This is a genomic window from Flavobacterium plurextorum (assembly GCF_024638035.1).
Classification (GTDB): Bacteria; Bacteroidota; Bacteroidia; order Flavobacteriales; family Flavobacteriaceae; genus Flavobacterium; species Flavobacterium plurextorum.
Map to the genome: position 1 here is coordinate 4,255,672 of NZ_CP100442.1, position 23,975 is coordinate 4,279,646.

Here is a 23,975-nt window from a genome sequence, read left to right on the forward strand (position 1 = left end):
ACATAATTCAATCAAAATGGCAGTATTAAAAGGCATTACGTGGAATCATACAAGAGGTTTATTGCCTATGGTTGCAACAGCACAGCGCTTTACCGAGTTAAATCCCGAAATCGAAATTACTTGGGAGAAAAGAAGTTTACAAGAATTTGCAGATGCTTCAATTGAAGATCTTGCAAAAAGATTTGACTTACTTGTAATCGATCATCCGTGGACAGGTTTTGGAGCGCATACTAATGCTATACTCCCACTTTCTGATTATTTGTCTGCCGATTATATAAAAGATCAAGAAATAAACACGGTTGGAAAATCATACGGAAGTTATGTTTTCAGCAATAAATTATGGGCTTTGCCTATTGATGCTGCGACTCCAGTTGCAGCAGCACGTTTGGATATTTTAGAAAAAGCAGGACTTGAGGTTCCTCAAACATATGACGATTTATTGGCTTTAGCCAAAAAAGGTTTGGTTGCATTTGCTGGAATTCCGGTTGATGTTTTAATGAGCTTTTATATGTTCTGCTGCAGTTTGGGCGAAGCTCCTTTTCAGTCTGAAGATAAAGTTATTTCTGTGCAAACAGGAAAAATAGCTTTACAATTGTTTCGAGAATTAGCTCAATTAATCGATCCTGCCAACTTTAATCGAAATCCAATTCAGGTTTACGAAGCGATGGTTAATTCAGATGAAATTGCCTACTGCCCTTTTGCTTATGGATATTCAAACTATTCAAGAGCAGGATACAGCAAAAACCTGCTTCATTTTTATGATTTGGTAAAGCTGAATAATGCGCCAATGATTAGTTCTTTGGGCGGAACAGGATTAGCAGTTTCTTCTTTCAGCAGCCATATTTCGGAAGCGATTCGTTATGCCGAATTTACAGGATCTTCTTATGTTCAGCAGAATATTTTTGCCGATAATGGCGGTCAGCCAGGACATTTGCAAGCATGGAAAAACGACAGAATCAACTCGATCACAAATAATTATTTCAAAAATACGCTGCCTGCTTTAGAAAGAGCATTTTTAAGACCAAGATACTCTGGACATATGTATTTTCAAGATCATGCCGGCGATGTAGTTCGCGATTATTTATTATACGGCGGCAACGAAGAACTGGTTTTATCAGAATTGGATTCACTTTATGCTAAATCTTTAAAATTGCAAAACTCATGAAACCATTAGAAGGATTAATTGTATTAGAATTCTGCCAGTTTTTGGCGGGTCCTTCTGCTGGATTAAAATTAGCCGATTTAGGTGCGAGAGTTATCAAAATCGAACGTCCCATAAAAGGTGAAGCTTGCAGACAATTAAGTATCAAAGATCTTTTTGTTGATGACAGCAGCCTTTTGTTTCACACCATTAACAGAAATAAAGAATCTTTTGCAGCCGATTTAAAGAATCCCGATGATTTGGTTTTAATTAAAAAACTAATCGAAAAGGCTGATATTATGACACATAATTTCAGACCGGGCGTAATGGAAAAAATCGGACTGGATTATAATACAACGCTTACCATTAATCCGAAGATTATTTACGGAACTATAACAGGTTACGGAGATAAAGGCCCTTGGGCAAAAAAACCGGGACAAGATTTGCTTTTGCAGTCGCTTTCGGGTTTGAGCTGGTTGAGCGGACGAAAAAGTCAAGGACCAGTTCCGTTTGGTCTGGCTGTTGCCGATTTAATGTGCGGGAATCATTTTGTACAAGGAATTTTAGCTGCATTATTAAAAAGAGCCAAAACGGGAAAAGGTGTTTTGGTTGAAGTGAGTTTATTGGAATCTATTCTAGATGTTCAGTTTGAAGCGCTTACTTCTTTCTTAAACGATGGCGGACAACAACCGGAACGAGGCGATATTAAAGGAAGCGCACATGCTTTTTTGAGTGCGCCTTACGGAGTTTACAAAACACAAGACGATTATATTTCGCTGGCAATGGGCGATTTACTTTTCATAGGAAATACACTTGGAGTCGATTTAAATCAATATGCTGACAAACATCTTTGGTTTGAAAAAAGAGACGAAATCAGAATCCTTTTAGCCAATAAATTAGCCGAACAAAAAGCAGATTATTGGTTAGAATTACTTCAAAAACAAGGAATTTGGGCTGCAAAAGTTCTCGATTATGAAACTTTAGACCAACAGCCTTTTGTGAAGGATTTACAATTAAAACAAACCGTAAAAAATTCAGACGGAGAAACTTTGGTTACAACCCGAAGTCCGATTCAGCTTGACGGTGAAATTTTAAGCAGTACAAAAGCAGCTCCTAAAGTGGGCGAAGACAATTTAGTAATACACAAAGAGTTTATTCGCTAGATTGTTGAATCGTTTAATCATATTAAACAAATAAACGAATTAACGGTTAAACGAATTAACGATAAAACGGTTAAACAAAAAAAATGAAACCATTAGAAGATTATTTAATAGTAGATTTTAGTCAGTTTCTTTCAGGTCCGTCGGCAAGTCTTCGCTTGGCTGATTTGGGCGCACGCGTTATAAAAATTGAAAAACCAGGAACTGGCGATATTTGCAGAACCTTATATACTTCTGACTTAATCATGAATGGTGAATCGTCTGTTTTTCATACTATAAACAGAAATAAAGAATCGTTTGCCATTGATTTTAAACAACCTGAGGAACTTCAAAAATTAAAAAAAATATTAGCAAAAGCCGATGTTGTCATGCATAATTTCAGACCGGGCGTAATGGAACGCATTGGTTTAAGTTATGATGATGTAAAAGCAATAAATCCAACGGTGGTTTATGCTTCGATTTCGGGTTTTGGAAATCATCCTGAACTTAAAGATTTACCAGGACAGGATTTATTGTTGCAATCTTTAACGGCTTTAACTTGGCTGAGCGGTAATCAGGAAGATGGTCCTGTACCAATGGGATTATCAATTGTTGACATGCTTGCGGGCGCACATTTAGCACAGGGAATTTTAGCTGCTTTATATAGAAAAACAACACAAAATACAGGCGGAACTGTTCAAGTAAGTATGCTCGAATCTGCTTTTGATTTTCAGTTTGAGACTATTACAACTTTCTTTAATGATGGCGGCGAATTGCCCGTTCGAACTAAAACTAATAATGCTCATGCTTATCTAGGCGCGCCATACGGAATTTACGAAACCAAAAACGGTTATCTGGCTTTGGCAATGGGATCAATTCCTGTTTTGGCTTCATTACTGAAATGTGATGAATTGTTGCAATTTCCAGAGAATAAGTTTACGCTTAGAGATGAAATCAAAAATATTTTAGCCTCTCACCTATTGACACAAGAAACACAATTTTGGCTGGATATTTTAGAACCGGCAGACATTTGGTGCGCAGGCGTTTTAAACTATGAACAGCTTTTCAAAGAAGATGGTTTTAAAGTTTTAGAGTTTACACAACAGGTTGAAATGCTTGACGGCTATTCGTATAAAACTACAAGATGTCCTATAAAAATTGACGGTGAATATTTTACATCAACTAAAGGTTCTCCAAAATTAGGACAGGATAACGAGCGAATTATAAACGAGTTTATAGCATAAAATATGGCCAAATTTAGAATCGCTGTTAGAAAATTTTCTCCTTTCGAAAGCACGCTGCAAAAGTTGTGGGATGCTTTTTGTTTGAAAAACAATATTGAGATTGATGTTGAAATGATTCCAATGGAACTGCACGATCTTTATGAAGAAACCATCACAAAGAAAGGTTTAAAAAAAGGAAAATGGGATATTGCACACATAAATACAGATTGGATTTTTGATGCTGCAAATGAAAAAGCAGTTCTAGATTTAACCTCTTTTATTTCTCAAAATCCTCCGCAGAATTATCCTGACGGCTGGCATAAATCTTTATTGCATTTACAACAAATTAAAAACGGAACGTTTGGTCTTCCGTTTCATGATGGTCCAGAGTGCTTGATTTTTAGAAAGGATCTATTTGAAAATCCAACAGAAAAAGAAAACTTCAAGAAACAATTTGGTTACGAATTGTTCCCTCCTAAAACTTGGGAGCAATTCACCCAAATCGCAACATTTTTTAACCGTCCAGAAAGCAATTTATACGGCTGTGTTTTTGCCAATTATCCTGACGGTCATAATATGGTTTTCGATTTCTGTTTACAGTTATGGACACGCGGCGGCTCACTTTTGGACAATAACAATCAAATTAATATCAATCATAATCAAGCTGTTGAAGCTTTAGATTATTATAGAACTATAGTAAGTAATGCTGATGCTGTTCATCCGGGATCTAAAAATTTTGGTTCTGTTGAAGCAGGAATGGCTTTCGCCGAAGGACAAGCTGCAATGGCTATAAATTGGTTTGGTTTTGCCTCAATGTGTGAAGTTATCGATGAATCGAAAGTAAAAGGCAAGGTTGATATTACAGAATTACCTTTTAACGCAGACTGCAAAACGGCTTCGTTAAATGTGTATTGGCTCTACACAATTGGCACAGGAAGTAAAAATCAGCAATTGGCTTACGATTTTTTACGATTCGCAACAACGGCTGAAAGCGATAAACTATTGACTACTGAAGGTGGAATAGGATGCCGAAAATCGACTTGGAATGATGCCGAAATTAATAAAACGATTCCGTATTACCATAAACTGGAAATGCTGCATGAAAATGCTTTGACTTTACCGCAAACTCCAATTTGGCCTAAAGTAACAGAATTTATAGATCAGATGGTTTTAAAAGCGATTGAAACAGAAATTCCATCACGAATACTTTTGGAAATAACACAACATAATATTGAAAAATTAATTCAAAATGTTTAACCACAATCTTGTCATCTCTCGTTCTTCAGGATGATAAAAATGAGGATATTGGTTTTGGCGATAAGACCTTCATCAAAATTCCTTGATTAACTAAAAACATATAAAAAATGAATATTCCATATAAACCTTTACTGCCCGAAACCAAACAGCCGATTATCATTATTGGAGCCAGCGGAATTGTGAAAGACGCACATTTGCCTGCCTATAAAATGGCTGGTTTTACGGTTTTTGGCATTACGAATAGAACGATTGCAAAAGCATACGATCTAGCTAAAGAATTTGAGATTCAGCATGTTTTTGAAAATGTTGCCGATGCCGTTAAAAACGCACCATCAAATGCGGTTTACGACATTACGGTTTTACCTGATCAATATATCGAAATATTAGAACAGTTACCTGACGGCGCAGCAGTTTTGATTCAGAAACCAATGGGAAATGACTTGGCTCAAGCAAAAGAGATTGTCGAAGTATGCGAAAGAAAAAATCTTGTTGCAGCAATCAATTTTCAGCTTCGTTTTTCACCATTTGTAAGTGCCGCGAGATATTTAATTAATGAAGGATTGATTGGCGATTTATACGATTTTGAATTTAAAGTTACGGTAAATACACCTTGGGAATTGTTTCCGCTAATCAAAGAACATCCAAGATTGGAGATTCTTTTTCACAGCGTGCATTACATTGATTGTATCAGATCTTTTCTAGGAAACCCGAAAAGTGTAATGGCGAAAACAGCCAAACATCCGCTTAAAAAATTATCATCATGCCGTTCTACTATTATTCTAGATTATGGCGAAGATAAACACGTTGTTATCAACACAAATCACGATCATCATTTTGGCCCAAATCACGAAGAAAGCTACATAAAATGGGAAGGAACAAAAGGAGCGATCAAAGCTAAAATGGGTTTACTGATGAATTATCCTGACGGACTTCCAGACCTTTTTGAATATGCGATTGAAAACGAAGAAGGCAAATATGAATGGAAAAAAGTTGATCTTGAAGGCTCATGGTTTCCAGAAGCTTTCATAGGAACGATGTCAAATTTAATGCGCTTTAAAGAAGGCTCAGATTCTAAATTATTAGCAAGCGTTCAAGACGTTTTAGATACCATGAAAGTCGTTGAAGCCTGCTACATCAGTAACACAAACGGAGGAATTTTAATTTAAGTCTTAAAGTCAAAAGTCGAAAGTCTTAAAGGTTTGGCTTTATAACACTTTATGACTTTTAACATTACAAATTTAGACTTTTGACTTTCAAACTTTAGACTTTACAACTTTACGACTAAATATTTATGTATTTCAAATCAACATTTTTCGAGGATTACTTACTTGATGATAAGCGAGTAACTTTAGGCAGAACCATTACAGAAACTGATTTTGTGGTTCATGCCGGACATACGGGAGATTTTTTTCCTCATCATATGGATGCTGAATGGTGTAAAACACAACCATTCGGACAGCGTATTGCGCACGGAACTATGGTTTTTGCCATTGGTATCGGACTAACGGCTTCTGAAATAAATCCTGAAGCTTTTTCTAGAGGATATGATAAAATGCGTTTTGTAAAACCAGTTCATATCGGCGATACAATCCATTCTGAAATTACCATTTCTGAAAAAGGCGAAGCCAAAAATCCCGAAATGGGAACCGTAACAGAACATGTTGAAATCATTAACCAAAGAGGTGAAGTGGTTTTGGTATGTGATCATTTATTACTGGTGAAGAAAAGATTCTAAGGTGCCAAGAAAAAACTCAGAACCTTAGTATTTCAGAATTTTAGCAACTAAAAAACTAAAAAAAACTAACTAATGCAAGTAACAAACCAAACTGGCGACACACACGAAGTAACGTCAGAAGGCGGAAAGGGAACAAAATACCTTTTGCCATTTATTTTAATTACCAGCTTATTTTTCCTTTGGGGAATGGCACATAATCTGGATTCTATTTTAATTCCGCATTTAAAAAAGGCATGCGAATTAAACAACCGTCAATCGACATTGATTGATACTTCGGTGTTTTTCGCTTATTTTATAATGGCCATTCCAGCCGGAATGCTTATTAAGCGATTTGGTTATAAAAACAGTATTATCACTGGTTTATTGGTTTTCGCTGCCGGAGCATTTTTATTTGTGCCTGCTGCAAATACGAGAACTTACGAATTGTTTTTATTTGCACTATTTGTAATTGGCTGCGGATTAACAATTTTAGAGACAAGCGCCAATCCGTATGCGGCCATATTAGGACCTGCAGAATCATCTTCTAAAAGATTGAATTTAGCAGCTTCATTCAACGGTTTAGCGGCTATGATTGCTCCAATTGTAGGTTCATTATTTATCCTTTCTGGTACAAATCACACACCGGAACAAATGGCAGCAATGCCTGAAGCAGAAAAAGCATCGTATCTATTAGGCGAAGCTGCTGCAGTAAAAATGCCTTATATCATTTTAGGAAGTGTATTGGTTTTGGTAGCGATTATATTCTATTTCATGCATCTGCCTTCAATGAAACCTCAGCATACTGAAGCCGAAATTAAACCGGGGTTTTTCTCAGTTTTAAAATTTCGTCATTTAAGCTGGGCTGTTGCAGCGCAGTTCTTTTATGTTGGCGCACAGGTTTGTATTACGAGTTTCTTTATTAGAATTGCACAGCAAGGTGCAGGTTTAGATGAAAAAACAGCAGGATATTATCTTGGTATTTATGGCTTCTTGTTTATGGCAGGACGTTTTATTGGAACTTTCTTCTTAAAGTTTGTAAAGGATTATGTTTTACTTTCGATTTACTGCGCTGCCAGTATCGTGCTTTGTTTATTAGCAATTTACGGAACTGGAATTGTGGTTATTTACGCACTTGGCGGTATTGGCTTTTTTATGTCAATTATGTTTCCAACTATATTCTCATTAGGATTAGTTGGTTTGAAATCGAATACAGAAACAGGTTCTTCTTGGCTTGTAATGTCTATTGTGGGCGGTGCAATTCTTCCTTATGCAATGGGAACTTTAATCGATATGAAGCATGACGATATTCAATCAGGATATATTATTCCGCTTTTGTGCTTTGTGATTATTTTATCGTTTGGTTTGTACGGACATAAAGTGAAAGCTTTAAAACAATAAATCATTTTAAATTTTAGATTTAAACTATATTGCCTTCTTCTTACCTCCAATCTTAAATATTTTATTTAAACACATAGAAACATAGATATTATAGCTAAAAAGAGAATACAAAAAAGAAACACGTTTCTTACACATAAAAATGCTCTGTGTATTTTAATTTAGTGAAATGTCTTTTACTAAGTTTTCAATCCCAATAGCTATTGGGAATGCTAATATGTGTTAAAAAAATACATTTAACGGATTGTACTTAATAAAAAACGCCTCAATTAATTGAGGCGTTTTTCGTCATGTTTAAATTTAATTAATAGGCGATCATCGAAGAAACATGATCATTGTGGAATTTTTATTGCTTTTACTTCTATTTCCAGCCTCCGCCAAGAGATCTGTACAAATCAACAACGGCTTGCAGTTTTTGCAGGTTATCATTTACACCGCTCAATTGCGCTGCTAAAAGGTTTTGTTCTGAAGTTAATACATCGGTGTAATTTGTTGCTGAGCTGTATTCTAAAAGCTGTTGCGTAAAATCGACTGCTTTTTCTAAAGCTTCAATTTGTTTTTCTCTTGAATCTTCTTTTTCTACTGCCATCTCATAAGCATACAAAGCATTTGAAACTTCTTGTCCAGCATTTAAAAGACTTTGTTGAAAATTATTGTACGCTTGTAATTGTTGTGACTGCGCAGTTGTCAATCTCATTTTGTTAAGTCCTTGATTAAAAATTGGCTGCGTTAAACCGCCAATAATCGAGTAGAAAATAGAATTACTAAAGAAATCTTTCAACTCTAAATTCGAAAATCCGCTGCTGGCTGTAAGTGTCAAACTTGGGTAAAAATAAGTTTTAGCCAAATTCGTTGATTCAAAAGCAACTCTGAAATTAAATTCAGCTTGACGAACATCCGGGCGATTGTGCAACAATTGTGAAGGCATGCCTACAGCAATATTCTCAGGAATAATCTGCGTACCTAATACTCCTCTTTCAATTGCTCCAGGCGCCTGCCCTAACAAAATATTTATTGCATTCTCGGTTTCGCGAATGCTTTGTTTTAAATCTGGAATCAATACCTCAGCAGCATGCTGATTGGCTTCACTTTGCACTACAGCTGCACCAGTTACAATAGCACCTTCTTTTAATGCTTTAATGGTTTCAACGTTCTTAATACGACTTGCCAATGTAGCTTCTGTAATTGCTAATTGTTTATCATAAGCTAACAACAAGAAATAATTATTTGCAATGTCTGAAATCAATTGTGTCTGAATTGCTTGCTTTGCAGCATCTGTAGCAAGATAAGAAGCTAAAGCTGCTCTTTTTGAACTGCTTAGTTTTCCCCAAACATCAATTTCCCAAGAAGAACTTAAGCCTAGTTTATGGGTTGTAGTTAATGTATTGATATTAATTCCTGGAGGAAAATTAAGTCCCGCTTGTGATTGCTTGTTTCGCGTAATGTTTGCATCTACGTTTAATGTTGGATAATATGCTAATTTACTTTGACGCAAAGCAGCTCTCGACTGCACAATATTTTCAATTGCATTTTTCAGATTAAGATTTTGGTCTAATCCTTTTTGAATTAACGCATTTAATTTTTCATCTTTAAAAACACTCTGCCAAGGCATATCAGCAATTGTAGTTGAATCGGCAGAAGTCTGCTCACGATACAGCTTATCTGTTGAGAGCGTTGTTGGACGTTCGTACTTTTTGGTAATCGAGCACGCACTTAAAAGTGCGGCTGTGATTACCATCAGAATATATTTATTTGAACTATTAGTCATCTCTGTTTTAATTAAATTTTACTCCTTGTGAGTTTCTAGTAACTGAATTTCCTCATCATCGTCTTCATCATCATAACCGTCTTTTGCAGGACCGCTTACTCTTTCTTGTAAGGTTTGGAAAATGATAAACAGAACCGGAATTACAAATACTCCCAAAATGGTTCCAATTAACATACCTCCAACAGCTCCTGTTCCAATCGATCTATTTCCTACAGCTCCTGCTCCAGTAGCAAACATTAAAGGAACAAGTCCTAAAATAAAGGCAAACGAAGTCATTAAAATTGGTCGCAAACGTGCTACAGCTCCTTCAATTGCCGCTTGTACGATTGGCAGACCTTTACGTCTTCTATCAAGGGCAAATTCGACGATCAAAATACCGTTCTTCGCAAGAAGTCCAATAAGCATGATTAAGGAAATCTGCAGGTAAATATTACTGTTTAGCTTGAACACAATCGAGAACAAATACGCTCCCGCCAATCCAAACGGAATTGAAAATAATACCGCAAACGGCAGAATATAACTTTCATACTGTGCACTTAATAAGAAGTAAACGAATACTAAACACAAAATAAAGATGAAAATCGTTTCACTTCCTGATGCTAACTCCTCACGCGTTAATCCTGAAAATTCGTATCCGTAGCCTGCAGGCAGATTTTCTGCTGCAACTTCTTGGATTGCTTTAATCGCATCTCCAGAACTAAATCCTGGATTTGGAGCTCCTGTAATCGAAATAGAAGAGAAAAGGTTAAATCTTGAAATCGATTCTGGTCCAAAAACTCTGGTCATTTTTACAAACTCTGTAATTGGAGCCATGTTTCCTGCACTGTTACGAATAAAGATTTTATTTAATCCTTCTGTATTAGTTCTAAATTCTGGCGAAGCCTGAATCATCACACGATATTGCTTTCCGAACTTATTGAAATTCGACGCATACAATCCACCATAATATCCCTGCATAGTTGATAAAATTGTGTTTATCGAAACTCCTGCATCTTTGGCTTTTGCCAAATTAATGTCCATCATATATTGAGGGAAACCAGGATTAAAAGGTGTTGTCGCGTATTGTATTTCTGGACGTTTAGATAACTTTTCTAAAAACTCCGTATTCACTTTAAAGAACTCAGCAGTTGTGTGTCCTCCTTTATCCTGAAGCTGAAATTCGAATCCACCACTTTGTCCGAAACCTTGAATAGTCGGCGGTGAAATAAAGAAAATATTGGCTTCACGAATTCCGCTTGTTTTAGCAAAAAGCTGTCCAATAACATCATTTACACTTAATTCACGTTCATCCCACGGCACTAATTTTACAATAACCATACTGTAAGCACTTCCCGCTCCAGCGGTAAAGTTTTGTCCAACAATACGAAGTGTATTTTTAACTCCTGGAATTGTCTTTGCAATACTGTCGACTTTTTTAGCCATTATATCCGAACGCTCCATAGAAGCTGATGGCGGTAAGCTGATATTGGCAAAAACAGTTCCCTGATCTTCCGAAGGAACGAAAGCAGAAGGCGTTGTTTTCATCATATAAAATAATGCCAGACCAGCAATCAAAATTGAAGCTAATACAATCCATTTTTTTACCGAAAGGAAACTTACCGAACGTTTGTATCTTTCTGTTACATTATCAAATGCAACGTTAAATGAAGTATAAAAACGCTGTAAATAACTTTTATGTTTATGATCGTCAGCATGCGGTTTAAGTAAAAGTGCACACAAAGCCGGACTCAGCGTCAAAGCATTTACTGCCGAAAGTATAATCGCAACAGCCAGTGTAATACCAAACTGCTTGTAGAAAACCCCTGTAGATCCTGTAATAAATGTTACTGGAATAAATACCGCAGCCATTACTAAAGTAATCGAAATAATCGCTCCAGAAATTTCGTCCATTGCATGAATAGTCGCTTTTTTAGCCGATTTATAACCGTCATCTAATTTGGCGTGAACCGCCTCGACGACGACAATTGCATCATCGACAACAATACCAATAGCAAGAACCATAGCGAAAAGCGTCAATAAGTTGATCGTAAATCCGAATAAATTCAGGAAGAAGAATGTTCCCACAATCGCAACCGGAACCGCAATTGCTGGAATTAAAGTTGATCTAAAATCTTGAAGGAAAATAAATACTACGATAAAAACTAATATAAAAGCTTCGATCAAAGTATGAATTACTTTCTCGATAGAAGCATCTAGATTTTCATTAACATCCACCATAATGGTATATTTCATACCTTTTGGAAAAGTCTTCGCCGCTTCTTCAATTAACTTTTTAGAATTGATGATTACATCACGTGCATTCGATCCCGGAGTCTGACTGATCGCCATCGCTGCCGATTCGACACCATTTGTTTTAATCGTTTGAGCATAACTTAAAGATCCTAACTCAACTTTAGCCACATCTTTAAGTCGGAGCATTTGTCCGTTTCCAACTGATTTAATAACGATATCCTCAAATTCTTGAGCGCTGGTTAAACGTCCTTTGTATTTAATTACATATTGAAATGCTTGATTTCCGTTTTCACCAAATTTACCTGGCGCCGCTTCGATATTTTGTTCTGCCAAAGCTGCCGAAATATCACTCGGAATCAATTTATATTGCTGCATTACATCTGGTTTCAGCCAAATTCGCATCGAGTAATCTTTTGCACCAAAAACAGTTACATCTCCTACTCCAACTACACGCTGAATCTGTGGAACAAGATTGATCTTAGCATAATTTTGAAGAAACGTTTGATCGTAAGCTTTATCCTCACTGTATAAAGAGAATATCAACAAGTTACTACTCTGACTTTTGGTTACTGTAACCCCTGCCTGAGTTACCTCAACTGGTAATAAACTTGTTGCTCTTGAAACTCTATTTTGAACGTTTACCGCTGCTAAATCAGGATCTGTACCAACTTTAAAGAAAATTTTAATCGAAGCATTTCCATCATTTGTTGCTGTAGAAGTCATGTAAGTCATGTTCTCTACACCATTAATCTGCTCTTCAAGCGGAATTACAATACTTTTAAGTACTACGTCGGCATTTGCTCCTGTATAACTCGCCGCTACGTTTACTGTAGGAGGCGCAATATCCGGATATTGAGAAATAGGTAACTCTATTAGGCCTAAAATACCTAAAATGACAATAATAACAGATATTACCGTCGAGAGTACGGGTCTTTGTATAAATTTTTTAAACATCTTTATTGTTTTAAGTCAGCATAAATCATTTCTGATTTTTGATTATTAGCTTTAATCTCACTTCCTTCTTTTAGAGAAGCTACTCCTTCTAATACAATTTCATCTCCTGTTTTTAAGCCGCTTGTCACTACGTAATAGTTTTTGGCAGTGTTTTCAAGGATCGTAATATTGACATTTTTTGTTTTGCCATCTTTTCCTACTACTACAGCAAAAATTTTATCCTGAAGTTCAAATGTTGCACTTTGAGGAACAATCATAGCGTCTTTTACTTCACTCGGAATTCTTACTGTTGTACTGCTTCCACTTCTAATAATTCCTTTTGGATTTGAGAAACGAGCTCTAATATTTACAGTTCCTGTTTCGGTATTAATCAGCCCGTTTACAGTTTCTATTTTTCCTTTTTGATCGTAAGTTGAACCATCTGAAAGTAATAAAGAAACATCCGGCAGACTTTTAATTTTCTGACTTAACGATATTCCAGTATTATCTTTAGTAAAGTTTAAAAGTGCTTTTTCATTCATAGCAAAATAAGCATACACATTTCCTATGCTCGAAACTGTTGTTAAAGCTTCGGCAGTATTAGAACTTACTAAACTTCCTAAACGAAATGGGATTGAACCTACAACGCCGTCAACTGGACTTGTTACTGTTGTATATCCTAAATTGATTTTGGCATTTACCAAAGCTGCATTTGCCTGCGCTAAAGCTGCTAATGCCGATTCATAAGTATATTGAGCTGATTCTAAATCGTATTTGCTTATAATACCTTTTTCGACTAATGGTTTTACTTTGTTAACTGCAAGTTTTGCAGTACTTAAGTCTGCCTGTGCACTTTTAATGCTTGCTGCAGCAGTTCGTACTTGCTGCTCATATTCTGGTGCACTGATTTTAAACAATGGCTGGCCTGCTTTTACTACCGCACCTTCATCAACAAAAATTTTGTCAATATAACCTTCAACTCTTGGGCGAATATCTATATTCTGCTGTCCTTGAATACTAGCAGGATAATCGCTGTTTAGTGTAGCCGATTCTGGCTGTAATGTCAGCGTTTTATACTCTTTAACTTGTGGTACGCCTCCGGCTTGAGCCGATTTATCATTTTTATTACCACAAGATGCGATAATAATTGATGCTGCGAAAATGCTTAAAAACGATTGCTTATTCATTGTTAAAATGTGTAATTATCTATTTATTAGTAAGCAAAAGAACTAAAATACACTACGCGAAAAATAGGAAATAGACGAAAAGCAAAAGACAATCGATAGAGATCAGCTGACAGCCGATGAAATTTTTCAGAAATTAAACAACTGTTTAATTTCTAAACTCATCGGTTATAATGAGGTTTATAAAGTCTCTAAATCTCTTTTTAGCGATTGCTTTTATATCCTATTTAAATAAAATGTAATATTGTCATAAAAAAAGAAAAACATATAATGGCTTCAAACATTTTTAGACCTTATTTATTTACCGGACTGCATATTTTGAGCTGGTTGTTATTGGGATTTATCATGTTGTTTTACATCCCTTTAACCTGGAATGTAGTGCTTCCAACGGTTTTTTGGATTTGGCAGATAATAGTGCTGTTTTTATTAATAATTGTTTTCTATTCGAATGCCCGAATTATAGTTCCAAAAACCATAATAAAAGATAATACTTCACCATTTTTGCTGTGGGCTTTGCTGATTGTTTTTGCCATGCAGATCATTGCTTATTTTTATACATCGCAAACAGATCTTCACAGTAAAATACGCTTGGTTTTAGGATTAAGAAAGTATAAAAGTCCTTATTTTGACAATTATGTTTTAATGCTGACTTTATTGGTTCTAGGAATCAGTACGAGCTGGGCGATGCTGCAACATTGGCAAAAAGCGGCTCAGCATAAGCAAAAGCTCGAACAGGATAAAACAATGGCTGAACTAGCAATGCTTAAAGCTCAAATAAATCCGCACTTTTTCTTTAATTCCCTTAATAGTATTTATTCGCTGACTTATACTGATATTGAAGATTCCAGAAATGCACTGCATACTTTAAGCCGAATGATGCGTTACTTACTTTATAGCACTGAAGAAACGACAACTTTACTAAAAGAAGCTGACTTTATGAAGGATTTTATTGCTTTAATGAAACTTCGTGCCAACAGTAAACTTACTATTACAACTGATATCCCGCAAAAAATTCACGATTACCCAATAGTTCCAATGTTATTACTACCTTTAGTAGAAAATGCCTTTAAACATGGTGTTCATGCTACTGATAAAAGTGAAATACATATTTCTCTGAGGCAGAAGGACAGCACATTAGAATTTGAAGTAGAAAATACATATTTCGAAAAATCTTCAACCACAAATGAAGGCGGTATTGGGTTAACAAATACAAAACGCAGACTGCATTTAATTTACCCTGACAAGCATACTTTAAAAGCCGGTATTGCCCCAAATGGCAAATACAATGTAAAACTGCACTTAACTTTAGATTAACGATGGTATTAAAATGTATAGCTGTAGACGATGAACCACTCGCATTAAAGCTCGTGGAAACTTTTATTGAGCAAACGCCTTTTTTACAATTGAGCGCAAGCTGTGATAATGCAGTTGAAGCTATGGCTTTGATTCGCGATAAACAGCCAGATCTTGTTTTCTTGGATATAAACATGCCAAATTTAACCGGCATGGAACTCGCTCGACTTTTGCAAGACCAGCCGGGATCACTGCCGCGAATTGTTTTTACAACAGCTTACAACCATTATGCAATAGAAGGTTATAGAGTAAATGCTGTAGACTATTTGTTAAAACCTTTTAGTTATGAAGAGTTTTTACGCGCCGCAAACAAAGTACTGCAATTAACAGAAGATAACTCTAACCAATTTCAGTCTATTACTGCCGATGATGAGTTTATTTTCTTAAAAGTAGAATATCAATGGGTTAGAATTTCTTTAAAGCATATTTTATATATAGAAAGTTTGAAAGATTATGTAAAAGTACATCTCGATGATTCTCAAAAAACTGTGCTCTCACTTATATCCTTAAAAGCACTGGAAGAAAAACTGCCTTCAACCAAATTTATGAGAGTTCACCGCTCATTTATTGTTTCGCTGGATCAAATTACTGCTATTAGTAAAAACTCCCTTTTTATTGGAAAATTTGAAATTACAGTAGGCGAGCAATACAAAGAAACTTTTAAAACCATCGTAGATAAATGGTTAAAATAAAATTGAAATAGAATATCATGGAAAAAAGATCAAACAAATATCATTTGACATTAAGTCTAAAACAATATGCAAATGGTGAAACAGAACCCGCAAAAGAACTTGGACTGGAGTTTAGTAATCACGATGAAATCTTTGGAATCATAGAAAAAATAAAAGACAAAAACATATTCGATAATCCGCATGAAGCAACACAGTTTGCAGTAGGTTTAAAACTATTTAATGAAATACACATCAAGCATCGCAAAAATCCTTTGTTTGACGAATTAAACGAAGTGTTTCCTATCTTCATGAAAAAGCTTAAAAGTTTATAATTTTATACATAAAAACAGCCAAACCTGATAATCAAGTTTGGCTGTTTTTTTATTGTCCTAATTCATGATCATTTTTTATTAACACATAGAAACATAGCTTCATTTTCGGTAAAAGAATACAAAAGAGAAATTTATTCCTCTAACATAGTCGTCTTTGTGCATTTAAGATAAGTGAAATGCCTTTTTTAAGTAATCAATCCCGATAGCTATCGGGAATGTTTCTATGTGTTTAATGATTATACTACGGTAATTATTCCGCTTAACTAATTCAAATCATTAACTAATTTTAAAATAGTACTAAGTTCGCTGCTTTCTTTTTCAGTTAACGGTAATAACGGTTTTCTTAATTTTCCACCGTCAATTCCCATAGTATTCAAACCAGATTTTATTGCTCTTGGAAGTCCTTTTTCTACAATAAACTTCAATAAATTGATCTGCTTATAAAATACTTTTTGAGCTTCTTTTAAATCATTGTTCTGAATGGCGTTGTATAGGGCAATATTCAATTTAGGAATTAAATTGGGAGCTGCTGTACACCAACCCGCTGCTCCTGCAGCAAATGCAGAAAGCGCCAGCGGATTAGATCCGTTGTAAAAAGCAACATCTTCGCCTAACTCCTTCTTCAAATAATGCATTCTTTGAACATCGCCTGTACTTTCCTTAATCATCGTAACATTCGGAATTTCAAGAAGTCTTTTCAATAATGCAGGCGACATATCAATTCCTGCTGTAGCTGGATTATTGTAAGCCATTATTGGAATCGAAATTTGTTTTGCTACAGCATCATAATGTTTGACAATTTCGTCATCGCTTAGTTTCCAATAACTCATCGGAATAATCATTACAGCATCGGCTCCCGCTTTCTCGGCAGTTTTTGCGTGATAAATAGTTCTTTCAGTCGTTAAATTTGAAACCCCTACTAATATTGGAACCCGCCCTTTTGTCTGCTCAACAGTTGCTTCGGTAATAGCCTCTTTTTCTTCATCATTCAAATAAGGCATAACTCCTGTACTTCCCAGTGGAGCAACTGCGTGAGATCCTGATACAATTAACCGCTCTAATAATTGCTTATAAAGCTTAATATCAACTTTTTCATTTTCATCAAATGGCGTAATTGGATAGGCAATAATACCTTTAAACTGTTTGTTTTTCATTTCTTTTCTTTTTTTATAGATCTCTTCCCTCTTCTTCTCTAAGTGCAACTCCTAAATTTTGCAATTGCGGTGCATTTTCAGTCGCAATGTATTTTGCATTTTCAGTATTGCTTAAATTCTGATGTCTGTGCCATGTCCAAGCCGGAATATAAACTGCATCTCCAGCCTTCCACTCTACTTTTTGATCTTCGATTTCAGTATATCCAGAACCTTCAATTACATACAACAATGTTTCATAAGTATGTCTATGTCTATTCGTTAATTGTCCAGGCAATAATCCTCCAATAGTCATACTTACATTTTTACTTGGCAGATCGACAAAAAACACTGGATGTTTTCTTTCTGTAGAAAACTGATCATGAACACCTGCTTTTTCAACATTTCTATGAATTAATTTTTCAGGCATTACAAAACTTGGTCTTGCATAAGTTTGATGAAAATCTTTTGATGAGAATTTTTTTTCTTTAGTTTCCATGTTCATTAAATTTTAGTTGATGCATTATTGCGTGACAAAAATATTGTAACTTTGGACTGCACAGACAACACAGTTTTATAACAAACAACTAGTCCAGATGTTACGACCATGGCAATTTGAAATTCAATTAGATAAGAAATCCGATAAAGCACTTTATCTGCAAATTGCCGATGCTATTATCGTCGCAATTAAGTCACACAAACTTACTTCAGGGAATGCTTTACCTGGAAGTAGACAACTTGCTGGTTTACTGAACGTAAACAGAAACACGGTCATTGAAGCATTAGACGTTTTAACCGCCGAAGGCTGGCTCATTACAATCGATAGAAAAGGCACTTTTATTGCAGATTTATCACCTGATATGCTCTGTGATAAAAAGAACGATTCTCAGATTAACACATCGATAACGGAAGCAAAAACGCATCTTGTTTTTGATGATGGACTACCCGACAGCAGTCTTGCGCCAATGAATGATCTTGCTCGTGCTTACAGGGAGATTTTTAATAGAAAATCCCGAAGACAAATTATGGGATACAGCACTGAACTTGGTGATATTGAATTTAGAAAAGCGATAGTCCAGATGCTAAATTTTAAAAGAGGAATGAACGTTTCGGCAAATGAAATCTGTATTACAAGAGGAAGTCAAATGGCAATGTATCTAGCAGCTCATTGTTTGCTAACTAAAGATGATTTTGTGATAATCGAGAATCCCGGCTACAAACCTGCTTGGGAAGCTTTTGAAAATGCAGGTGCAAAATTGCTTCCAGTAAGTGTCGAATCAGATGGTTTAGATTTACATGAAGTTGAAGCTTATCTAAAAAAACATAAAAATATAAAAGCCATTTATGTTACACCGCATCACCAATTTCCAACGACGGTTACAATGAGCTTGAAAAAAAGACTGAAATTAATCGAATTATCCAATCAATATAATTTTACAATTATTGAGGATGACTACGATAACGAATTTCATTTCGGACAACGACCAATTTTACCAATTTCGAGTTACAGCAAAGCAAAAAACTTTGTTTATATAGGCACGTTAAGCAAAATTGTAGCTCCTGCACTGCGAATTGGTTATCTGGCAAGTTCAGTAGAAAACGTAGAGAAAATTGGAAAACACAGAAAAATCATCGACGTTCAAGGTGATAATATCATGGAAGAAGCGGTCTTAAACCTTATTAACGAAGGCAAAATAAAAAGACATCTCAAGCGAACGAGCTTAATTTACAAAGCAAAAAGAGATTACTTTGAAAGCCTTTGCAAACTGCATCTTAAAGACAAAATTACTTTTATAAAACCAGAAGGCGGTTTGGCTTTTTGGATTGTTCCAAGTCCAGAAACCAATCTTCAAAAAGTCTGTGATGAATTGTTAACCAAAGGAATCAAAGTCATGAATCCTGAGAAGTTCAGTTTTGAAAAGCCTGTTTTAGGTCTGCGTTTAGGTTATGCCTCTCTCAGTGAAAAACAACTAGAAGAAGGCATTATTGCGCTCTCTAAATATCTATAAACTAATTAAATACTTTTTTCAACATATAGTCCCGATAGCTGTCGCGCAATGTCATTAAGTTAAGGATTACATGATGTAATTAGTCCTAGTTTTTGATTGCTTCACTTGTTCGCCTTTCAGGCTTGGGTAATGACTTTTAATTCTAGATATAATAAACATCGTAAAATCAACATTCATTGAAATTATACTATTTAAAAAAAGCTCCAGCGGAGCGGAATATGTATAGAAAATTAGATACCCCGTGATTTCAAGCTCCGAAGGAGCAGAACATGTATTTTTCAAAAATATGTCGCTCCTCTGGAGCTTTTTGTGCGTGGAAATAAATTGTGCTATAAATATTCCGCTCCGCTGGAGCTTTCAAAACAAAAAAATGTGCAATAACCTACTGGTACTCAATAAAAAAAACGCATAACTTAATAACATTGAACTATCTGTATGGTTTTTAAGCATTCGAAAAAAGGCGTTCCTCTTATTTTAAGTATACAGAGCTATGTGCAGAAATGTATTTCTCTTTTATATTCTTTTATAGAAAATGTACCTATGTTTCTATGTGTTTAATAAAATTTTATTCATCGGAATAAAACCAATAGAAAGGATCATTGCGCTCTTTAAATATCTACAAAACAAAAAAAGACTGAAAACACATGATTTTCAGTCTATACTAAATTGAGAAACCTAAGTTAATTACAATTTTCCATTTCAATAATCGAAAAGCCATTTTTACGAATTTGATTTTCAACTTCTAAAGGCGCTTTATCGATATGACAAAATCTGCATTCTTTAGAAGTTAAAGGCTGACCTTCCTGCGAAACACTTTTTAGATACGTTTTTCCATATTCAAAAACCTGTTCTGTATCGCTTGTATTTTCATCAACCAAAATGTCAAAATGCATAATCTCTCCGTCTTTTCGGGTAACATAAGTATCCCATACTGCTACTTTCATCTTGTTTTTATTATTTTACATATTGGGTGCCATTATTTAAACTCATAGAAACATAATATGCTAGTCTCAAAAAGATATTTCAGTTATTCTAAATATACTTAGTCAACTAAGTGAGAGAAACGAATTTCTCTTTTATATTCTTGTATCGCACAGAAAATCTATTTTTCTATGTGTTAAACCCTATTTTATTAATTAGACCCAATAAATTATTACATATAAATTATTCTAAAATTAAAGGCTATAAAACCTCTTTAGATAATTTCTAAAGAGGTACTTATATCTATCCAATTACATCAGCAATTGAGGCTCCAAAATTAATATGAAGCACATTTCCGTTTGGAGTTACTAAGGCAGGTACAGATTGTACTCCTGCTTTTTGAGCTTCTGAAATTCTCGCTCTGTCTTCTCCAATGTTTACTACTTCAACATCTTTAACTAAATTTAAAATGTCGTGTTCGGCACTTACACAAACTGGACAGCCGGCGTGATAAAAAATTGATTTGCTCATTTTTACTTGTTTTTAATTTGACTTTATTGCCATGACAAAATTAGAAAGGATATAAAGCCATTAAATAATCCAGTTTTCTCATTTATAGAAGAAACTGGACCATTTGAAATACTCAAAACTGGATCTTTTTTACGCTTCATAATGCTTTTAACTTTGCAGCTATGAAGGAAGATACTATTTACAATTTAAAGCAAGTTCATCAACGTATTGAAGATGCCTGCAGACTTTCTAACCGAAATACATCAGATGTACAGTTATTATTGGCGACTAAAACTGTCCCTGCAGACAAAATACGAATTGCAATAGAAGCTGGCGAAACTCTTATTGGCGAAAACAAAATGCAGGAACTTCGCGATAAAGATTCTGGTTTAAAAAATTTAAATATCGAACGTCATTTTATTGGACATCTTCAAACCAACAAAGTCAAAGACGTTTTAAAATATGCAGCCTGCATTCAATCTTTAGACCGATTATCTTTAGCGGAAGAACTAAATAAACAATTACTAAAAGAAGACAGAAGCATCGATGTTTTTATTCAAGTAAACACCTCATTTGAAGAAAGTAAATTTGGACTTGCACCAAATGAAGTTGTCTCTTTTATTAGAGAAATAAAAAAGTACAAAACTTTAAATATAAAAGGTTTAATGACGATTGGTTTATTAGACGTTGAGAAAGAAAAAATGCGTCCGTCCTTACAATTACTTAGAAAAATAAGAGAAGAAATTTATGATGCTCAAATTGAAGGTATAACGCATTTAAAGCTTTCAATGGGAATGTCTCAAGATCTTGAACTGGCTATCGCCGAAGGTTCTAATATGGTAAGAGTAGGAACTTCAATATTTGGTAATCGTTTTCTAGGAAAAGAAATATGGAATGAAAATATTGCAGAATAAAGCATAATTTTGCATCTAATAAAACACACAAATGAATCTGTACGAACTTGTTGTAAACGATACTGAAAAAATTGCACTTAATGATTTGCTTTTCAGCGAAGAAAATAAAACGGCATTACTTAACACAATCAAAGAGCATAAGTATATTGACGAATTAAAAAAATACAACCTCAACGTCGACAATAAAATACTGCTTTACGGTCACTCCGGCTGCGGTAAAACTACAACAGCAAAAGCTGTAGCAACAGCTCTAAATAAAAGCATTGTTATTATCAACCTCAGTACTTTAATCAATGCTAAAATCGGGGAAACTTCAAAAAATGTAAAGGCTCTTTTTGACAAAGCGATTCGCGAAAAAGCGGTTTTATTTCTAGATGAATTTGATCAAATTGGCAGAAGCCGAGAAAGTGACGATAAAGATGTTGCCGAAATGAGACGTTTGGTAAATACTATCATTCAGTTAATTGATTATTTCCCAACAGATAGTTTGTTGATTTGTGCTACAAACTTTTACAACAGTATTGATTCAGCCTTACTTCGCAGGTTTCAAATTAAGCTAAAATTTGAAATGCCCAGTAAAAACGAACTGAATGTTTATTATGATAAAATACTTGATGTTTTTCCTGCCCATTTACAGGATATTTCACGTAAATATGATATTTCATATGCCGAAGCAAAAGATTACGTTCACACGACAATGAAAAGACAAATTATTGCTGAATTGGAACTTCAAGTACAAAAGAAACTTATTGAAACTATTTCATAAAAAAAAATGCCTCAAGAATTTGAGGCGTTTTCATTTTATAGAATAACTATTATTAAGCTTTAGCTTTTCTTTTTACAGTACAGCCAATTTCTTTAGTTTGTGTTACAGCAGGTTTTTGATTGCTTTTTAAAGCTGCAATTACATCTTCGGCATATTTTACTTTATCTGCTTTTGTACCTTCCGGATCATTATCAATCGCGCCAACATATTCTACCACATTTCCTTTTGCAGTTTTAGAAACGATAAAGATGTGAGGCGTACGTTTTGCACCATACTCATCGGTAATTTTTTGTCCTGGATCTAACAAGTACGGAAAAGGATATTTTTTTTCTTTTGCCAAATCCTGCATCTTGTCAAAAGTATCCGCTTTAGAAGCTTCTGGATCGTTAGGGTTTATTGCAATTACAGGATACCCCTGTGGTTTAAACTTTTTATCTAAATCAATTATTCTTTGTTCGTAACCTACTGCGTAAGGACACGTATTACAAGTAAAAACTACTATATAACCTTTTGCTTTTGGAAAACTTGCAAAAGAAACATCTTTATTATCTACATTTTTCAGTTTAAAATCTGGAGCAGTATCACCAGCTTTAAGCGTTGTTGTTTGAGCCTGAGCTAGAAAGGCAGAGAACGCCAGCATTAATAAAAGAATTATTTTTTTCATGGTTTTTGGATTTACAGTTTTTTATATTCAGTTAATAATTGTTCGTAAGTAAATTCACTTTCAACAAACTTTCGCTTGCCATTTTTTATAAAAAGCGTTGCCGGAATACTTCCTGACCAACTTGGGTCGATACGATCGATAAATTCCTGCGGACTTCCTTCATTCAATAGAAATACTTCGTTTTTCAGATTTTTTCTTTTCACAAACGGAATCACATTCGACTTCAGCTTCGATTTAAAATCTAAACTTACCAGTAATACCGCCAATTTATCTGATTTGTGTTCTGCACTCAATTTTTCAAAATGAGGTAATTCTTTTATACAAGGCGCACACCAAGTTGCCCAAAAATTAACCACATAAGTACTGTCTTTTCCCTTTTCAATTCTTTCGTTAAGCTGATCTATTGTAAGCAGTTTTACATTTTGACTATACGATGAAACTGAAAAAACAACAAATAGAAACAGATAAAAAACAGACTTAATTTTCATGATTTACAATACTTTAGAATTAATTTGTGCCTCACAAATATAAACTAATGAAGTTTTAGTTTTTGTTAATGAAAGTCTAATACTAGAAAAAACGTTGAGTATAATTAGACTATTTAGTAAAAAAATGCTCCAGTGGAGCATAATATTTATAGTAATTATATCCCCATGATTTCAAGCTCCAGAGGAGCGAAACATTTAATTTTTTAAAAATATGCCGCTCCTCTGGAGCTT

22 protein-coding genes are annotated in these 23,975 nt (G+C 34.8%); 13 read left to right on the plus strand and 9 right to left on the minus strand.

Annotated features, from left to right (window positions below; translation table 11 throughout):
* Positions 1 to 16 precede the first annotated feature (16 nt).
* From NLG42_RS18560 to fucP, 7 genes are all read left to right on the plus strand, one after another.
* Positions 17 to 1,165 (plus strand): ABC transporter substrate-binding protein, encoded by a 1,149-nt coding sequence (locus NLG42_RS18560; RefSeq protein WP_257681866.1) that lies wholly within the window; start codon positions 17 to 19, stop codon positions 1,163 to 1,165.
* Positions 1,162 to 2,304 carry a CaiB/BaiF CoA transferase family protein gene (locus tag NLG42_RS18565; RefSeq protein WP_257681867.1) on the plus strand — a complete coding sequence of 381 codons (1,143 nt, stop codon included), beginning with the start codon at positions 1,162 to 1,164 and terminating at the stop codon, positions 2,302 to 2,304. Before NLG42_RS18560 ends, NLG42_RS18565 begins: the two co-directional genes overlap by 4 nt.
* 83 nt (positions 2,305 to 2,387) lie before the next feature.
* Positions 2,388 to 3,524 carry a CaiB/BaiF CoA transferase family protein gene (locus tag NLG42_RS18570; RefSeq protein WP_257681868.1) on the plus strand — a complete coding sequence of 379 codons (1,137 nt, stop codon included), beginning with the start codon at positions 2,388 to 2,390 and terminating at the stop codon, positions 3,522 to 3,524.
* Positions 3,525 to 3,527: 3 nt separating this feature from the next.
* Entirely contained in the window at positions 3,528 to 4,760 is a 1,233-nt protein-coding gene (locus NLG42_RS18575; protein WP_257681869.1) for an extracellular solute-binding protein, read from the plus strand.
* A gap of 107 nt (positions 4,761 to 4,867) precedes the next feature.
* Positions 4,868 to 5,926, plus strand: a complete 1,059-nt coding sequence (locus NLG42_RS18580; protein WP_257681870.1) for a Gfo/Idh/MocA family oxidoreductase — start codon at positions 4,868 to 4,870, stop codon at positions 5,924 to 5,926.
* A 125-nt stretch (positions 5,927 to 6,051) separates the two neighbouring features.
* Positions 6,052 to 6,495, plus strand: a complete 444-nt coding sequence (locus tag NLG42_RS18585) for a MaoC/PaaZ C-terminal domain-containing protein (protein ID WP_129053562.1) — start codon at positions 6,052 to 6,054, stop codon at positions 6,493 to 6,495.
* A gap of 72 nt (positions 6,496 to 6,567) precedes the next feature.
* Positions 6,568 to 7,872, plus strand: a complete 1,305-nt coding sequence (fucP, locus tag NLG42_RS18590) for an L-fucose:H+ symporter permease (RefSeq protein ID WP_257681871.1) — start codon at positions 6,568 to 6,570, stop codon at positions 7,870 to 7,872.
* Between the two features lie 358 nt (positions 7,873 to 8,230).
* Here fucP and NLG42_RS18595 read toward each other — a convergent pair whose 3' ends face one another.
* The 3 genes from NLG42_RS18595 to NLG42_RS18605 are packed head-to-tail and all read right to left on the minus strand — an operon-like array spanning position 8,231 to position 13,989.
* Entirely contained in the window at positions 8,231 to 9,607 is a 1,377-nt protein-coding gene (locus NLG42_RS18595) for an efflux transporter outer membrane subunit (RefSeq protein WP_395381798.1), read from the minus strand.
* Positions 9,608 to 9,655: 48 nt separating this feature from the next.
* The gene (locus tag NLG42_RS18600; RefSeq protein WP_257681872.1) at positions 9,656 to 12,823 is read right to left on the minus strand and encodes an efflux RND transporter permease subunit; all 3,168 of its coding nucleotides are present in this window, start codon (positions 12,821 to 12,823) and stop codon (positions 9,656 to 9,658) included.
* A gap of 2 nt (positions 12,824 to 12,825) precedes the next feature.
* Entirely contained in the window at positions 12,826 to 13,989 is a 1,164-nt protein-coding gene (locus tag NLG42_RS18605) for an efflux RND transporter periplasmic adaptor subunit (protein WP_257681873.1), read from the minus strand.
* 267 nt (positions 13,990 to 14,256) lie between these two features.
* Between NLG42_RS18605 and NLG42_RS18610 the strand changes: the two genes are divergently transcribed.
* The 3 genes from NLG42_RS18610 to NLG42_RS18620 are packed head-to-tail and all read left to right on the plus strand — an operon-like array spanning position 14,257 to position 16,342.
* Positions 14,257 to 15,300 (plus strand): sensor histidine kinase, encoded by a 1,044-nt coding sequence (locus NLG42_RS18610; RefSeq protein ID WP_089059315.1) that lies wholly within the window; start codon positions 14,257 to 14,259, stop codon positions 15,298 to 15,300.
* A 2-nt stretch (positions 15,301 to 15,302) separates the two neighbouring features.
* Positions 15,303 to 16,031, plus strand: a complete 729-nt coding sequence (locus tag NLG42_RS18615) for a LytR/AlgR family response regulator transcription factor (RefSeq protein WP_089054715.1) — start codon at positions 15,303 to 15,305, stop codon at positions 16,029 to 16,031.
* 17 nt (positions 16,032 to 16,048) lie between these two features.
* Complete coding sequence (locus NLG42_RS18620) at positions 16,049 to 16,342, plus strand: DUF3861 family protein (RefSeq protein WP_089054716.1); 294 nt, start codon at positions 16,049 to 16,051, stop codon at positions 16,340 to 16,342.
* Between the two features lie 263 nt (positions 16,343 to 16,605).
* Here NLG42_RS18620 and NLG42_RS18625 read toward each other — a convergent pair whose 3' ends face one another.
* Both NLG42_RS18625 and NLG42_RS18630 read right to left on the minus strand, forming a co-directional pair.
* Complete coding sequence (locus NLG42_RS18625) at positions 16,606 to 17,496, minus strand: dihydrodipicolinate synthase family protein (RefSeq protein ID WP_257681874.1); 891 nt, start codon at positions 17,494 to 17,496, stop codon at positions 16,606 to 16,608.
* A 13-nt stretch (positions 17,497 to 17,509) separates the two neighbouring features.
* Positions 17,510 to 17,971 carry a cupin domain-containing protein gene (locus NLG42_RS18630; RefSeq protein ID WP_089059318.1) on the minus strand — a complete coding sequence of 154 codons (462 nt, stop codon included), beginning with the start codon at positions 17,969 to 17,971 and terminating at the stop codon, positions 17,510 to 17,512.
* A 97-nt stretch (positions 17,972 to 18,068) separates the two neighbouring features.
* Between NLG42_RS18630 and pdxR the strand changes: the two genes are divergently transcribed.
* Positions 18,069 to 19,481, plus strand: a complete 1,413-nt coding sequence (gene pdxR, locus NLG42_RS18635; protein ID WP_257681875.1) for a MocR-like pyridoxine biosynthesis transcription factor PdxR — start codon at positions 18,069 to 18,071, stop codon at positions 19,479 to 19,481.
* Positions 19,482 to 20,161: 680 nt separating this feature from the next.
* On the opposite strand, the gene NLG42_RS18640 is transcribed toward pdxR, so the two are convergent.
* Together NLG42_RS18640 and NLG42_RS18645 are read right to left on the minus strand one after the other, a co-directional pair.
* Positions 20,162 to 20,425 carry a DUF2024 family protein gene (locus NLG42_RS18640; RefSeq protein WP_089059320.1) on the minus strand — a complete coding sequence of 88 codons (264 nt, stop codon included), beginning with the start codon at positions 20,423 to 20,425 and terminating at the stop codon, positions 20,162 to 20,164.
* 280 nt (positions 20,426 to 20,705) lie between these two features.
* On the minus strand, positions 20,706 to 20,933 hold the full coding sequence (locus NLG42_RS18645) for a thioredoxin domain-containing protein (protein WP_089059321.1): 228 nt from the start codon (positions 20,931 to 20,933) through the stop codon (positions 20,706 to 20,708).
* 161 nt (positions 20,934 to 21,094) lie between these two features.
* Between NLG42_RS18645 and NLG42_RS18650 the strand changes: the two genes are divergently transcribed.
* Positions 21,095 to 21,826 (plus strand): YggS family pyridoxal phosphate-dependent enzyme, encoded by a 732-nt coding sequence (locus NLG42_RS18650; protein ID WP_257681876.1) that lies wholly within the window; start codon positions 21,095 to 21,097, stop codon positions 21,824 to 21,826.
* A gap of 31 nt (positions 21,827 to 21,857) precedes the next feature.
* Positions 21,858 to 22,592, plus strand: a complete 735-nt coding sequence (locus NLG42_RS18655; RefSeq protein ID WP_099718681.1) for an AAA family ATPase — start codon at positions 21,858 to 21,860, stop codon at positions 22,590 to 22,592.
* A 52-nt stretch (positions 22,593 to 22,644) separates the two neighbouring features.
* Here NLG42_RS18655 and NLG42_RS18660 read toward each other — a convergent pair whose 3' ends face one another.
* Both NLG42_RS18660 and NLG42_RS18665 read right to left on the minus strand, forming a co-directional pair.
* Positions 22,645 to 23,256, minus strand: a complete 612-nt coding sequence (locus tag NLG42_RS18660; protein WP_089059324.1) for a thioredoxin family protein — start codon at positions 23,254 to 23,256, stop codon at positions 22,645 to 22,647.
* Between the two features lie 11 nt (positions 23,257 to 23,267).
* Positions 23,268 to 23,744: a TlpA disulfide reductase family protein gene (locus NLG42_RS18665; protein ID WP_089059325.1), complete on the minus strand. Its 477-nt coding sequence runs from the start codon at positions 23,742 to 23,744 to the stop codon at positions 23,268 to 23,270.
* Positions 23,745 to 23,975: the final 231 nt, after the last annotated feature.

Coding starts and splice junctions, on each gene's coding strand:
- NLG42_RS18580 (WP_257681870.1), top strand. CDS start 4,868: ATGAATATTCCATATAAACCTTTACTGCCCGAAACCAAACAGCCGATT.
- NLG42_RS18665 (WP_089059325.1), bottom strand. CDS start 23,744: ATGAAAATTAAGTCTGTTTTTTATCTGTTTCTATTTGTTGTTTTTTCA.
- NLG42_RS18605 (WP_257681873.1), bottom strand. CDS start 13,989: ATGAATAAGCAATCGTTTTTAAGCATTTTCGCAGCATCAATTATTATC.
- NLG42_RS18565 (WP_257681867.1), top strand. CDS start 1,162: ATGAAACCATTAGAAGGATTAATTGTATTAGAATTCTGCCAGTTTTTG.
- NLG42_RS18645 (WP_089059321.1), bottom strand. CDS start 20,933: ATGAGCAAATCAATTTTTTATCACGCCGGCTGTCCAGTTTGTGTAAGT.
- NLG42_RS18615 (WP_089054715.1), top strand. CDS start 15,303: ATGGTATTAAAATGTATAGCTGTAGACGATGAACCACTCGCATTAAAG.
- NLG42_RS18625 (WP_257681874.1), bottom strand. CDS start 17,496: ATGAAAAACAAACAGTTTAAAGGTATTATTGCCTATCCAATTACGCCA.
- NLG42_RS18600 (WP_257681872.1), bottom strand. CDS start 12,823: ATGTTTAAAAAATTTATACAAAGACCCGTACTCTCGACGGTAATATCT.
- NLG42_RS18650 (WP_257681876.1), top strand. CDS start 21,095: ATGAAGGAAGATACTATTTACAATTTAAAGCAAGTTCATCAACGTATT.
- NLG42_RS18620 (WP_089054716.1), top strand. CDS start 16,049: ATGGAAAAAAGATCAAACAAATATCATTTGACATTAAGTCTAAAACAA.
- NLG42_RS18630 (WP_089059318.1), bottom strand. CDS start 17,971: ATGGAAACTAAAGAAAAAAAATTCTCATCAAAAGATTTTCATCAAACT.
- NLG42_RS18595 (WP_395381798.1), bottom strand. CDS start 9,607: ATGGTAATCACAGCCGCACTTTTAAGTGCGTGCTCGATTACCAAAAAG.
- NLG42_RS18570 (WP_257681868.1), top strand. CDS start 2,388: ATGAAACCATTAGAAGATTATTTAATAGTAGATTTTAGTCAGTTTCTT.
- NLG42_RS18655 (WP_099718681.1), top strand. CDS start 21,858: ATGAATCTGTACGAACTTGTTGTAAACGATACTGAAAAAATTGCACTT.
- NLG42_RS18610 (WP_089059315.1), top strand. CDS start 14,257: ATGGCTTCAAACATTTTTAGACCTTATTTATTTACCGGACTGCATATT.
- NLG42_RS18560 (WP_257681866.1), top strand. CDS start 17: ATGGCAGTATTAAAAGGCATTACGTGGAATCATACAAGAGGTTTATTG.
- NLG42_RS18640 (WP_089059320.1), bottom strand. CDS start 20,425: ATGAAAGTAGCAGTATGGGATACTTATGTTACCCGAAAAGACGGAGAG.
- pdxR (WP_257681875.1), top strand. CDS start 18,069: ATGTTACGACCATGGCAATTTGAAATTCAATTAGATAAGAAATCCGAT.
- NLG42_RS18585 (WP_129053562.1), top strand. CDS start 6,052: ATGTATTTCAAATCAACATTTTTCGAGGATTACTTACTTGATGATAAG.
- fucP (WP_257681871.1), top strand. CDS start 6,568: ATGCAAGTAACAAACCAAACTGGCGACACACACGAAGTAACGTCAGAA.
- NLG42_RS18660 (WP_089059324.1), bottom strand. CDS start 23,256: ATGAAAAAAATAATTCTTTTATTAATGCTGGCGTTCTCTGCCTTTCTA.
- NLG42_RS18575 (WP_257681869.1), top strand. CDS start 3,528: ATGGCCAAATTTAGAATCGCTGTTAGAAAATTTTCTCCTTTCGAAAGC.